The following is a 13,235-nucleotide window of genomic DNA, read 5'->3' as shown; positions in this document are numbered from 1 at the left end:
CGATTTTATTGTTAGACATTCCCGATTGGATATTCCATTAGTTCCAAACAATACCCTTCTACCCTAAGTATGTTCAGATCCCTATTATTTATCAGTGCATTGCTGAGCGCCTGTGCCACATACGCTCATGCTGCTTCCTCGTCATTAGATGAAGCTAAGATCAACGGTGCACTCCGATCGAGTTATCGAAACAAGACTATTCCAGTCGCATCTAGCAACGTGCCTGAAGCCAACCTGGAGGCCTTTCACAGAAAAATTGAGCCATTACTTAGTGATAACTGCTACCAATGCCATGGTCCCGATAAACAAAAAGGAGATTTTCGAATAGACACACTGAACCCGGACCTGATCAACAGTGGCGACGAACTGTGGTGGTTGGATGTTATGGATGTCATAACCAATGGCGAAATGCCTCCGGAAGATGCGGACTTTGAAATGGGCGATGAAGACCGTGGAACGATCGTCAACTGGCTGACTAAGGAGGTTCAAGTAGCTTCGCAGGTTCGTCGTAGCGAAGAAGGCCATTCCTCCTTCCGGCGCATGACGCGCTACGAATATAACTATGCGTTGCAGGACCTACTGGGACTCCCCTACGACTTCGCCAAGAATCTACCTCCGGAAACGGCTTCGGAGGATGGGTTTCAGAACAGCTCAGAAATGCTGCAAATGTCGGTAAAGCAATTTGAGCAATACAGACAGCTGGGAAGAAGCGCGTTGGAAAAAGCAACGGTTCGTGGGGTGCGTCCGGACATGGTATTTTATTCCATTCACATTGGTGAAGCCATGGAGAAGTTACGGAAGCGGATCGTTACGGATATTGATGATCGAATCAGAAAAGAACAACTCGCCCCGGAAAAGCGTGAAGAAGAAATTGAAAAGCAAACTCAACGGTACGCAAAAAACACAAATCAGGCTCACTATCTGGATCTGAATACCGGCGAGGGTTATAGAGCGGCCTACCGCTATCATGGAGCAAAACAATCACATGCACCTGTAGCGGAAGTTCCAGATGTGCCTCCTCCGTCCTCGCAAGTAGCCATCGTTCCTGCTCAACAGGAAATCAAATTTGATCTGGGAGACTGGCTCCCAGACACCGGTGATCTTCGCGTCCGCGTTCGCGCCTCACGTACTACTACCGAGGAAGAGAGTTACCCTAGCCTGCGACTTTTCTTTGGATTCCAGGCCAGCAACAATTCAGAAGGTATTCGACGTATTGGCGTTAAGGATACGGCAATCATGGCTGCACCAGGCAATCCACAGATTTATGAATGGACTATTCCTTTAGGCGAGACACCTAGGAATCTATTTCGCGGAATCCAGAAGATGGGACAGATCCCTAATCCAACCGAGTTTCTGGAATTTCAGAACATTCACCAAGATGACTCCAAACAATCAACATCAGGCATTCAAATCGACTATGTAGAAGTTACGGCCCCGGTATACCCACAATGGCCACCTGAGTCACACAGTCGGATTTTTGTAGACAGCAGAAACAAAGGCAATGAGAGCAAGTACGCCAGAGAAGTTTTGGCATCCTTTATGCCACGTGCATGGAGGCGCTCTGTCACGAGGTCGGAAATCGATCAAAAGCTCAAACTCTTCAAAGAAGTACGTCCCGTCTGTGATGATTTCCAGGAAGCGATGATCGAGGTGCTAGCCGGCGTCATCTCCTCCCCTCAATTTCTCTACCTGGTCCAATCAGAACCGGCCAAAGGCAAGCAAGGCGAAACAAGCTTAAGCGATTATGAGATAGCGACACGTCTTTCGATGTTCCTCTGGTCGAGTGTGCCAGACAAAGAGCTCCTCACTCTTGCAAAGAAGGGAAAGCTCAGCGATCCCCGGGTCCTTACTCGTCAAACGGAACGCCTATTAAGCGATCCTAGAGCCAAGCGATTTTCCAAACACTTCGTTCGTCAATGGTTGGGCATGCAATTGCTCGATTACCTGGATGTGGACGAAGACCTGTATGGTGACTTTGATGACTATTTAAAAGAGGCCATGCAAAACGAGTCTATCGCCCTGTTCCAAGAAGTAATGCGCGAGAATCGTAGCGTGATGGATTTCATTCATGCTGATTATGCCATGGTCAATGAACGACTGGCTCAGCACTATGAAATCCCTGGAGTCTATGGAACTGCCTTCCAAAAAGTTGCCCTCCAGCCAGAGGATGTTAGAGGTGGCCTACTGACGCAGGCGGGGCTACTTGCGATGAATTCCGATGGCAAAGATTCTCATCCACTCAAACGAGGAATCTGGTTACTCGAAAGCCTGCTCAACGATCCACCATCGCCGCCGCCGGCAGCTGTACCCGAAATTGACCTAAGTGATCCTGAGATACTCAAAATGACACTCAAGGAACGCATGGAAGATCATAGAAACGACCCAGCCTGCTTCTCTTGTCATGCCAAGATCGATCCCTGGGGGATAGCTTTTGAGAATTTTGATGCCACCGGTAGCTGGCGCGAAACGATTGGAGAAAAACCGGTCGACGCATCCAGTAAGCTTTTCAACAAGCAGGAGCTAAATGGTATCGACGGCCTAAAACGCTTCCTGCTTGAGAATCGACAGGATCAATTTGCCCGCGCCATGGCTCATAAGCTAACCACCTACGCCCTAGGTCGTCCGCTCAGCTTTTCCGACCGCGCCAGTATCGAAGAAATCACCGCCAAACTCCGCAATAAAGGAGATGGACTTGCAGACCTCATTTCACTTATCGTCACTACCGATCTTTTCCTCACCAAGTAATCTGGATACCCGGACACAGAAACCTAAAACCTGCTATACCCCAGTCACACGCCCTTCGCCCCAAATGTCATGAAAGTAAATTTAGCCACTATCGACCGTCGTAAATTCCTTCGAGGTCTGGGCGGCTTCGCCCTTGCCCTCCCTGCCTTCGAAACCTTTTCAGGATTGGCACATGCCGCAAAGCCGAAGAACAAAAAACGTTTGGCTGCCTTTTACATGCCAGATGGTGTGCCCATGCCACTGAAGGAGGATCCATCCTACCAGGATTGGAGCTGGTTCCCTCATGGTAGAGGGAAAGATTTTACCTTTACCAAGTGCCTGGATCCACTCGAGCCCTTGCGCGATGAAGTAACCGTGTTTGGTGGATTGTCCCACCCCGCAGCACGAAGTGTTCACGGTCACTCGAATGCAGATCAGTTTCTTACCGGAGCTGATACGGGAGACTACGGAGATTATGAAAACAGTATTTCACTGGATCAATTATTTGCTGCACAGGAAGGAGAACATACCCGTTTCTCATCCATGGTTCTATCTACAGACGGAGGTACTGGGTCTCCACGCGGTACGCACACTATTTCATTTAATGAACAAGGCCGGCCCATACCTGCGGAACACAAGCCGAAGCATATCTTCGACATGCTCTTCGTAAAGAGTAGCAAAGATGCAGCCCGCCGGTTGGCCATGAGCAAGTCTGCTCTGGATGACCTAGTTGCCGATGCACGCTCTTTAAAAAGAAGCTTGTCCAAGCACGACCAAGAAACACTGCAAGAATACCTGGATTCGGTTCGCGATACCGAAATCAAAATCGAAAAGGCCAAACGCTGGATGGACATTCCGCTCCCTCAAGTTGATGTCGACCATCTAACCCTCGATATCACACCAGAAGATCCACGTGTCTATCTGCAAACGATGTATGAGCTCATTTACCTGGCCTTCAAAACCGACTCTACTCGCACGGTCACCTACCAACTCGGTCGGGAAAATGGCGTGGGGGTCAGTGACTACCTCGCACGTGCCATCGGATTCAATTTAACCCACCAACTCAGTCACAAAACCAAGGAACCAGATGGCTATAAAAACTTTGGCACCTACTGTAATTTCCTGAGTGAAGAATATGGCCGATTCCTTACCAAGCTGAAATCTACTCCAGAGGTTGGAGGCACCGGCAACATGCTGGACAACACCGTCCTTTTATTCGGATCCGCATCGAGCGCATTCCACCTTTCTCGTAACTACCCATTGATCCTCGCCGGCGGCAAGAACATGGGCTTCAAGCACGGCCAGTATCTCAAGTATGGCTCTGGCAATGAAGACAACCAAGCCACCTCCGGGATCCGCACCGATGTTGGCTGGCGCGGAGAAATGGACTTCGAAGAGCTTCCCCTTTCAGACCTCTACCTCACCATGCTTCACAAGCTCGGAGTGGAGACTGATAGCTTTGGTGGCAGCAGCCATACCTTGGCGGAAGTTTAATTCGTCAGCAGCTCTTCCGTCGGATTTTCAGGCGGGAAGAGGAGTTCAGCGGAGAAGTTCAGCCGACTTAAACCGTTTCTACCAATTTGTTATGCTGCGACACCACAGCCCCCAAGGCTTTACTGTGGGTTACATACACCTGCCATTCTGGATCATTCCACATGAGAACACGCTTGGCTTCACGATCGGCCATGTCTTCGTAACTCCACATGAGAATGAATTCATTGGGATCTTCAATCGACTTCACGTAGGAATAGGGTGCTCCTAGAATACGGCTTTGAGGAGCCAGACCGTATTTTTCGTAAAGGTCAAAATGCTCTTCTCGCATCCCTGGCTTGGTTTGGTAGATTCGTATGTCTATTAACATAATGCATGTATTTCTACCTCTACGTCACAAACTTGCGATAGCAGAATACTAAAAAATGCAATGAACTAACTTGGGCTCTGCCCTATTCAATCAGTAAATGAGCAGTCACACTGTCCCAAGCTTCCATTTCGTTGTGATCAGTTATAAGCGGCCTGAATCCAAATTTCCAATACAGATTGATAGCAGGCATGCGAGCGGTGGAAGAATAAAGAAAGGCATCCTCATAACCGACCTCCATGAGGCGGGCGAGGGTTGCACTTAAAAGAGGTTTCGCAAGCCCTTTTCCCTGATAGGCTGGATGGATGGCTACCCAATGCACCGACCCACACATCGTCCTCTCCCGCTCACGCTCCCAAGCGGTAGCAGTACCGATGGGTTCATTGTTTGAATCAAACAGATAGAGTTGTCGTTCCGCCAGAGGCAATGGATGCTCACTAAATATCTCAGCGAAACAGTTGAGGTCGATATCGTTCCAAGGATCTGCTGCCTTGTGAATATCGACCCACGCTTTTTCGTATCCCGGTTGATAGATACGGAGGGAGAATCCTTCCGGAACCGAATAATGCGGAGCCTTTTCCAGATCGTTGTGGATCATCGCGATACGAATATTTTCTTTAATGATGTCCATAGCAGTGTACTCCCGGGATCTGCTTAACTGCAGATCATAATATGATAGAGTATAAGTTGGCAGTTACAATCAATTCCACCACAGCGGCATTGCCTTACTCATTCTAATATCTGTCAGACCAATCAAAAGTAAGGAAATTTAGCTCCCGGTTAAAGATTTCGAATCTAACGAGGCTAAAGACTTTCAGGATTAATCGTCAGGCCAGAAAGTGGGGTTCGTACGCAAAAACGATCAAGCCGGCAGCTTGTTTCGATACATTCGCTTGCGTTGCTCCCGGACGCGGACGGTGTCCTCATCAGATCCATTATGATATGATCCAAGCCAACGGTCCCAGGGAGCGTCGACCGTGCCGTAGTTACATTCGAAAAATCGATGATGCAACTGGTGGTGAAAGTCGGCCGCCTCCAATACACTCTTATCCTTCACGAGTAACTTCTCAAATCCTGAGTGAGAAAATGAAGGCCCCAAGCACCGGCCATAAATATGCACCAAAAATATGACGGGGTGAGATGGAATCACAAAATGAACGAGCACGGATGAAATGTAGATGAGCTGCTCCACCGGGTGCATCGACATACCGGACCAAGGACCAATGTGAATATTGCGATGGTGCACACTGTGGACTCTCCGGTAGAGCGGTGGCCAATGAAGCAATCTGTGAATCAAATAAAAGTGAGAGGACGTCAGAACAGGGATCACCAACAACCACAGCACAAAAATAACCGGGTGAACGAGAAATCTAATACCTGGAATAACTCCGTTGGCCAGTCCCCAGAAATAAAACACCTCATAGGCCGACCAAATAGTCGCCCCTCCTGCCAAGGACCATAACATGTTATCCCAAACCTGATTTTTAAATGAGAATTTCCGGCTCTTATCCAGTTCTTCCTTATGGTCATACTTGAGTCGCTTACCCTGGAAACGAAAGGTGAATAAGTACAGATGCAGGCCTCCCGTAATCAGCAGCATGAATAGAATATTCCTCAGAAAAATGGCACCTACCCAACCAACTGATAAGGACTGCAGGTGTGTCATATCAGGATAGAAGAATCGATAGACGAGCCAAGCCATCATCAAGAACAGCACATTCCTCGAGATAGTCACCCAGCGTTTGGTTAACGCTAGAATGGAGCCCTTCAGATTGGGAGGCCAATCGAATAAGGGTGAAAATACCACCGGCGTGGTGTGGTTCCACGTCTCGCGTCTTTTGGAGGTTTTCCCTCCTTCTGTTTTCAATGCCTGATCACTCATAGAGATCCATTTAAAATATAGAGGACGATGTTGGTAAGAAGTAGTAATTTATTCCAGTAGATTTTTTGAGGATTGATGGATTATGGACTCCAACCAAATGGAGAATTCAGTCTACCTACCAGCACGCACATTTCGCACATCAAAATGTAGAATATACTTCTCCTCAAAAAACGGATCAGCCAATTCATCTTGCAGCCGAATCGTCATGCGTGGTCGAAATCCCAAGCGGTCAAACTCGTCATCTAAATCGCCACCTTTCCAATAAAGCACACCATTACGAATGGAGCATCGGTCTCCATGACGAAGATTTTTTCTAATCCAGCTGAAAAACTCTTGCAGGTTTTTCACAGCCCTTCCCGTAATAAAATCAAACTCCTTCTTCACCGCCTCGGCTCTGCAATGACGTGTCTCGACATTCTTTAATCCAAGTTTATCAGCTATATCCTGAACGACCGTGATCTTCTTGCCAATTGAATCGATCAAAGTAAAGCGCGCTTCCGGATAGCAAATAGCCATCAATATCCCCGGGAAGCCTCCTCCTGTACCCACATCCATTACCCGAGCACCCTTCCTGAGCTTTAGGTGGTTTGTTATAGCTAAACAGTGCGACAAATGCCGATCTTCAAGGTGATCTATATCCTTCCTCGAGATCAAATTGATCTTCTCATTCCAGTCACGCAACAGGACGGCCCACTCGGTCAATATTGCCCAAGTATCGCCAGTTATAGTTGGAAATGTGTCTCGTAGCGCTTGATCAATCATATTAAGTCAGGGCTTTCATCGACTCAATCGCGCCGTGATACCCATTTCTGAAAATGACTAAGGTGATCATTGCCGAAAAAGAATCAACGACATACCTGGCAAATCCTTAAGATCTTCCCACCCCATAGACATCCGATTCTCAATCGATGCCCCTAGGTGACTGAAACGATTATTTGTTCTTCTCTTAGCTACCGATAATAACCATAAGTTTCCTACTCTAATGAAAATCATACTACCCACTTCCCGTATTCTAATCTTCTTACTCTCAGGACTCTTCCCAGCAATCATAGCTGCCGAGAGCTCAAAGCCCAATATCGTTTACATTATCTGCGACGATCTTGGCTACGGTGAGATTCATGCACTGGCTCCCAAAACGTCCAAGATCCCTACTCCTGGCGCCGATCAGCTGGCGGCCCAGGGAATGATCTTTACAGAGGCACACAGCGGCTCGGCCGTATGCACACCCACACGATACGGAATCATGACCGGCCGTTACAGTTGGCGCACACGGTTACAAAAAGGCGTCGTGACTGGATTCGCTCCCAACCTGATCGCGGAAGATCGACCAACCGTGGCGAGTTTCCTAAAGCACCAAGGCTATGATACGGCGATTATCGGAAAGTGGCATTTAAATTTTGAGTATCACGATCCCGTATCAGGAGAAGCCTACCAAAAAAAGGATCACAAAACCCCACCTGTTGGCGCAAAGATTCCTGATGGACCCCTTACCCGGGGTTTCGATTTCTATCATGGGTTTCATCATGCGAGAAATATGAAGGCCGTCATCGAGAATGATCGAGTCATTGAACACGATGATGAGATCAATATGCTGCCCCGGCTCACTGAAAAGTCGGTCGATTACATTGATTCCAGAGCAGGTAAGGATAAACCATTCTTTCTCTACATCCCACTCGGATCACCCCACAACCCGATCGTACCGAGTCCCGAGTGGCAGGGCAAAAGCGGCCTTAGCCCACACGCTGATTTTGTCATGCAGACTGACCACGTCGTGGTTGAAGTATCAAAAGCGCTCGAGCGACAAGGTCTGACAGACAAAACCCTGGTCATCTTTACCAGCGACAATGGCACCTCCAAGGCGGCCGGTATTGAAAGACTCGAAGCACAAGGTCATTTTCCTTCCGCTCACTTGCGCGGCTCCAAGGCTGATCTCTGGGACGGTGGTCATCGCATCCCATTCATCGTGCGCTGGCCGAGTTATGTAAAACCTGGATCAAAAAGCGATCAACTGATCTGCTTGACAGATTTATTGTCAACGACTGCGGAGATCCTCGGAGTGAGGCTCCCTTCAGGTAGTGGTGAAGACAGCGTCAGTTTTCTACCAGCGCTGTCAGGCAAACCGATTGAATCTACACGCAATGGCGTCATCCATCATTCAAACTCAGGGCATTTCGCCTACCGCCATGGCAAATGGAAGCTCTTACTCGCCAGAGGATCAGGCGGATGGTCGGCACCCAATGAAAGACAAGTTGAAGCTGGTACATTGGAAGCTCAACTCTACGACATGGAAAAAGACGCCGGTGAGAAAACCAATCTTTATACCAGTCATCCCAACATCGCGAAGCGCTTGCTCGCACTCATGACCGAGGATGTACACGCCGGACGAAGCACCTCCGGCCCTGCATCGCAAAACGATGTTAAGGATATTGTTCTGTGGAAAAGTGGTCGCGGTCCAGCATCGGTGAAAAAAGCTAAATAGACTTCCAGTTTACTCAGCCGTCCTTTTCTGCGCTCCTCACAGGCGACTCGCGCTGAATCCGTGATTTGAAATCGCCCATGAATGGCCAGTAGGTCGGTTTGTTCAAATCGACTTCCGCTATCGTAACGGTTCCCCATTCATCTGCTTCGGCAAGGCGATTTCCTTCCCGGTCCCAGATGGCTGTCTTCATCCAATTCGATTCATGATGGGTATAGGTGGAACTCACGAGAAAAACCCCATTCTCGGCACAACGGGCAGCAGCTAGCATGGGGTTACCTCCCCAAATAGGTAAGGCGATAACTTCGGCCCCATTCATAGCCAACTCCCGGGCCACCTCAGGGAAGAAGACATCGTAGCAAATCATCATGCCTACGTTTCCAAAACGTGTATTGAAAACCGGATACTCATAGCCTGGTGAGATCCCTTGCTGGATTTCTTCACGCGGCAGTGTTACTTTGCGATACTTTCCCACAAGCTCTCCTTCAGGTCCCAGCATAACGGATGCATTGTATACTTCGTGACCATCTCGTTCGGGAAGACCAAGCACAATATAGCAGTCATTCTCCTTTGCCACCGCAGCGTAGAAACCGGTTGTCGGTCCAGGAATCGACTCAGCTTCTTCAGCGAATATATTCGTTACTCCTTTGCAGGAAACCATTTCTCCCAAGACAACCAAGTCGGCACCTTTTCGAGCCGCCTCCTCGATCAATGGCACCACCATCTTTCGATTTGATTCGATCGTGTTTCTGCCATCGCCAGACAGATTGTGATGCACCGCAGCTAGCTTAACCAGTCGAGGCGGCAATGGTTTCGTTTTCGCAAAAGAGACCTCCTTCCAAGTCACCTTGCCACCTTCAGTCCAACGCAAATGTAGTTGAACCTGCGCTTCAGTTGCATCGGCCGGAGCCATATAGGTGTCCTTCACCAGTACGGAGCCATCTTTTCGCCGCTCCCAATCTCTTGGATAATCGGGCCGGGCCATATCAGTATCTTTTCCCAAGTAGACCGGGTTCACCTTGTGAGGACTTTTTACAAGCTCGCCATTGGAGCCATACCATTCGATCCGCACCACGCAGCTGCGGCGTTCATGAAGAATGTTCTCGGCTATTCGCCAGGCAGAAAATTGATAACTTTTACCACCCTCAACAGGGAATACTTTCCTCCAATGGCCATTGGTACCGGATTGCTCAGAGCTAAGGACTAGATGCCCCTCCTCCGTGGTAGAAAACCGAGGAGCTATTTCTTCCCTTGGGTATTGTGGCGTCCAATCGTTTTGTGGGTTTACGCTACTGGAGAGTAGGCTGTTTGTGAAAAAGAAAAAGAAAAGAGTTGCCGGGGTAGCTTTCATATCAAGCAGGATTCAAAGGTATTGATTCCCTCACTTCAATCCAAATGCCATCTGAATCAGAGTTGTTTTCGGCTAAAAATTGAAAAGAGAACGTAAATATCGCGGAATAACTATGATAAAAGGGAGACGCATAAAGATATCTATCCAAGGGTGTGAGAAACTCATCAATCCTGAAACGTGTCCTAATCTGTTTTATGCAGAGTACATGTAGCCAATTAACTAAACTCCGCACAGTAAGCTCTCAAATCCTCCCCCATTCACATGGGAATAAGAAACCAAGCAAATTCCCTGGTCGTATTCACGACCTGCGAGCGCCCACACTTGCTCAAAAAAAACCTCAAGTGCATCAAAGGTAGCCTGGAGGAATTGGAAGCATTTGACTTAGTTGCTTCCATCGATGGATTAACCGCACCTGCCAACAAGGAGAGCTTAATACTCGCAAAAGAATTGGAGGTAGACTGTATCGTGGCCGATGAGTCCGAGGGTGTTGGTATATCAAAAAACCGTGTTGTGTCCTTGCTGCCTGAATACGACTTTTACTTTTTCATCGAGGATGACGTGGAAGTCCTAGATTCGGATCTATTCATTAAACATATTGAAGCATTCAAGACCACGGGCATACATCATTTTAGCTTACATGGACCAGAGCGTTTACTTCACGAACAGAATTCGACGGAAACAGAATAGGGAATAGTTATTCGACATGCAAATTACGGGAGTGCCCAAGTTAACTTCTTCACAAGATCTGCATTGGAAACGGTTGGCGGTTGGCATCCTTGTTTTCAGGAACTTCGCAGAGATGGACATACAGAACATAGCTATCGCATTTATAATGCAGGACTAACACCAGCGCCGTTCAACTACATTGAATCACTTCGACACAGCTGCAATTGGAAGAATCCAACTTCCGTTGTTATTCCAGATGAGAACGATATTGGTGAAAATGAACTGTTCAAAGTCGAAAATGAATTGATTGAACGCAATCTAGGTAAACAGCCATTTTATGCCAAATACCCTGGCCGCCTCTGTAGGGCCATGAAGCCTCAAAAACGAAGCCTAGCTCACGCCTAAAGTCAAAAAAGTAGATCCTCACTCCGCGAGTGTGAGGTTTACAGTAACCAAGGAATACGCCAGTCTTCGAACCATCAATTGGTTTTGTTTATCTGGCGATAGACTGGTTCCCAATCGCCTGTTCCATTTTGAGACCCATCTCTTCTATGCTAGGCCTAAGCTTCTTCGACATCATCGTTCTTCTGCTCTACCTGTTGGGCGTTACGCTTCTGGGCATATACACAATGAAAAAGGTCCGCGGAGTGAATGACTTCATCATGCCTCGTCGATTTGGGAAATGGATGCTGACTTTGCATGCATTTGGGAGCGGAACCCATTCGGACCAGGCCGTAGGAGTCGCTTCCAAAACTTATACCAGTGGACTGTCTGGCATCTGGTATCAGTGGCTTTATCTCTTCGGTACTCCATTCTATTGGTTGATTGCACCTGTGATGCGCAGATTTAGAGCGCTAACCACAGGAGACATTTTTGAACTCAGATATAATCGTAGTGTAGCTACGCTGTATGCACTGATAAGCATGAGCATGATGATCACCACCATTGGGTTGATGCTCAAAGGATCGGGTGCGGTGATTTCAGGAGCAAGCGGAGGAGCTATTGATCCCAATCTGGCGATTGCTTTTATGACAGTTCTTTTTGTTGCCTACGGAGCCGCAGGAGGACTTAGCGCGGCGATTGTTACCGATTTTGTTCAAGGCATCCTGACCATCCTCTTTTCCTTTCTTCTTCTGCCTTCGGTTATGGCAGCTGTAGGAGGCATGGAAGGCATGCGCGCAACGATCACTGATCCAACGATGTTTTCCTTGGCCGCACCTGCTGGTATCGGTGTATTTTATATCGCAGTCATATCAGTAAATGCTTTGATCGGCATAGCTACTCAACCCCACATCCTGGCCAATTGCGCTGCCGGAAAAACTGAGAAAGACGGCCAGTTCGGTTTCATGGTTGGGAGCTTTACTAAACGGTTCTGCACGGTCGCCTGGTGTCTTACTGGCTTAGCCGGCGTCGCCTACTTTGCTGGACGAGACGTTCATCCCGATCACCTTTATGGTCTTTTAGCGAATGAGTTCCTCCCCAAATTGGTACCGGGCGCCTTAGGACTTTTTATCGCCACCCTCCTCGCTTCCGTCATGAGTTCATGCGATTCATTTATGATCGCAGCGTCAGCTCTATTTACCCGCAATGTATACAAACCTGTAGCATCAAAGAAAAGCGACCAACATTACCTCTGGGTAGCAAGAATCGCGTCTCTTGGCGTAGTGATTTTAGGGGTACTTTACGCCTATTGGCTCGATGGAGTTATTCAAGGATTAGAAATTCTTTGGAAAATTGGCCCCATGATGGGTATTTGTTTCTGGCTTGGATTTTTCTGGAGACGAGCTACCCCCGCTTCAGCCTGGGCATCGACCCTCAGCGCATTACTGGCGTGGTGGCTGGGAACACAATCATTCTTCGCCAGCTGGTTGAGTAATATCCCAGGCGTTGAATTTATGGGTATCGTTACTCAAGTAGGAGATGTCGCAACGATTCCGCTCCCCTGGCAAATGATCCTCTATCTAACAGCTGGTATTCTGGCGGGAGTGATAGTCAGTCTATTCACTCGTCCGACCGATCCTGAAAAGATAGATCGCTTCTACGCACTTCTGAGAACTCCCGTGAATAAGGAAGAGCCACAAACCGAGGACCCCTGCCAATTACCCGAAGGCTCAACCCCCCTCCCCCGGACTGTTTTCTTTCCGCAAACAGATCTTGAAATCCCCATTCCCAGCAAACGTTCCATTACGGGTTTTTCAGTGGGTTGGCTCTGCGTCATCACGATCATACTTTTCGTGTATTGGATCTCAAAGGGGTAACGAAAATGGTAATCCGCAAA

Annotated in this window: 10 protein-coding genes; 5 read left to right on the top strand and 5 right to left on the bottom strand. The window is 48.1% G+C overall.

What is annotated here, in order from left to right; genetic code table 11:
- Nucleotides 1-99: 99 nt before the first annotated feature.
- Nucleotides 100-2,745: a DUF1592 domain-containing protein gene (locus GA003_06555; GenBank protein ID QXD30357.1), complete on the top strand. Its 2,646-nt coding sequence runs from the start codon at nt 100-102 to the stop codon at nt 2,743-2,745.
- 69 nt (nt 2,746-2,814) lie between these two features.
- Entirely contained in the window at nt 2,815-4,218 is a 1,404-nt protein-coding gene (locus tag GA003_06550; GenBank protein QXD29627.1) for a DUF1552 domain-containing protein, read from the top strand.
- Between the two features lie 67 nt (nt 4,219-4,285).
- Here the strand turns inward: GA003_06550 and GA003_06545 are convergent, their stop codons facing one another.
- The 4 genes from GA003_06545 to rsmG form a co-directional block, all read right to left on the bottom strand.
- Complete coding sequence (locus GA003_06545) at nt 4,286-4,585, bottom strand: NIPSNAP family protein (protein ID QXD29626.1); 300 nt, start codon at nt 4,583-4,585, stop codon at nt 4,286-4,288.
- An 82-nt stretch (nt 4,586-4,667) separates the two neighbouring features.
- A complete protein-coding gene (locus GA003_06540) occupies nt 4,668-5,213 on the bottom strand; it encodes a GNAT family N-acetyltransferase (GenBank protein ID QXD29625.1) in 546 nt (181 codons plus the stop codon).
- 231 nt (nt 5,214-5,444) lie between these two features.
- Nucleotides 5,445-6,464, bottom strand: a complete 1,020-nt coding sequence (locus GA003_06535; protein ID QXD29624.1) for a sterol desaturase family protein — start codon at nt 6,462-6,464, stop codon at nt 5,445-5,447.
- Nucleotides 6,465-6,575: 111 nt separating this feature from the next.
- Nucleotides 6,576-7,226 carry a 16S rRNA (guanine(527)-N(7))-methyltransferase RsmG gene (gene rsmG / locus GA003_06530; protein ID QXD29623.1) on the bottom strand — a complete coding sequence of 217 codons (651 nt, stop codon included), beginning with the start codon at nt 7,224-7,226 and terminating at the stop codon, nt 6,576-6,578.
- Nucleotides 7,227-7,446: 220 nt separating this feature from the next.
- On the opposite strand from rsmG, the gene GA003_06525 reads away from it, so the two are divergent.
- Nucleotides 7,447-8,943: an arylsulfatase gene (locus tag GA003_06525; protein QXD29622.1), complete on the top strand. Its 1,497-nt coding sequence runs from the start codon at nt 7,447-7,449 to the stop codon at nt 8,941-8,943.
- 13 nt (nt 8,944-8,956) lie between these two features.
- On the opposite strand, the gene GA003_06520 is transcribed toward GA003_06525, so the two are convergent.
- Nucleotides 8,957-10,291, bottom strand: coding sequence for a carbon-nitrogen hydrolase family protein (locus tag GA003_06520; GenBank protein QXD29621.1), 1,335 nt, complete (start codon nt 10,289-10,291; stop codon nt 8,957-8,959).
- Between the two features lie 261 nt (nt 10,292-10,552).
- On the opposite strand from GA003_06520, the gene GA003_06515 reads away from it, so the two are divergent.
- The gene (locus tag GA003_06515; protein QXD29620.1) at nt 10,553-10,978 is read left to right on the top strand and encodes a hypothetical protein; all 426 of its coding nucleotides are present in this window, start codon (nt 10,553-10,555) and stop codon (nt 10,976-10,978) included.
- A 530-nt stretch (nt 10,979-11,508) separates the two neighbouring features.
- Nucleotides 11,509-13,215, top strand: coding sequence for a sodium:solute symporter family protein (locus GA003_06510; protein QXD29619.1), 1,707 nt, complete (start codon nt 11,509-11,511; stop codon nt 13,213-13,215).
- The last annotated feature ends 20 nt before the right edge of the window (nt 13,216-13,235 follow it).

It is taken from the genome of Opitutia bacterium ISCC 52 (genome assembly GCA_014529675.2).
In the GTDB taxonomy this organism is placed as follows: domain Bacteria; phylum Verrucomicrobiota; class Verrucomicrobiia; order Opitutales; family UBA2995; genus UBA2995.
This window is presented reverse-complemented; position numbering and strand designations above follow the sequence as displayed.

What these genes read in the sequence shown, in the direction of transcription:
- GA003_06520 (QXD29621.1), bottom strand. Translation starts at nt 10,291, where the DNA reads ATGAAAGCTACCCCGGCAACTCTTTTCTTTTTCTTTTTCACAAACAGC.
- rsmG (QXD29623.1), bottom strand. Translation starts at nt 7,226, where the DNA reads ATGATTGATCAAGCGCTACGAGACACATTTCCAACTATAACTGGCGAT.
- GA003_06550 (QXD29627.1), top strand. Translation starts at nt 2,815, where the DNA reads ATGAAAGTAAATTTAGCCACTATCGACCGTCGTAAATTCCTTCGAGGT.
- GA003_06510 (QXD29619.1), top strand. Translation starts at nt 11,509, where the DNA reads ATGCTAGGCCTAAGCTTCTTCGACATCATCGTTCTTCTGCTCTACCTG.
- GA003_06515 (QXD29620.1), top strand. Translation starts at nt 10,553, where the DNA reads ATGGGAATAAGAAACCAAGCAAATTCCCTGGTCGTATTCACGACCTGC.
- GA003_06525 (QXD29622.1), top strand. Translation starts at nt 7,447, where the DNA reads ATGAAAATCATACTACCCACTTCCCGTATTCTAATCTTCTTACTCTCA.
- GA003_06545 (QXD29626.1), bottom strand. Translation starts at nt 4,585, where the DNA reads ATGTTAATAGACATACGAATCTACCAAACCAAGCCAGGGATGCGAGAA.
- GA003_06540 (QXD29625.1), bottom strand. Translation starts at nt 5,213, where the DNA reads ATGGACATCATTAAAGAAAATATTCGTATCGCGATGATCCACAACGAT.
- GA003_06535 (QXD29624.1), bottom strand. Translation starts at nt 6,464, where the DNA reads ATGAGTGATCAGGCATTGAAAACAGAAGGAGGGAAAACCTCCAAAAGA.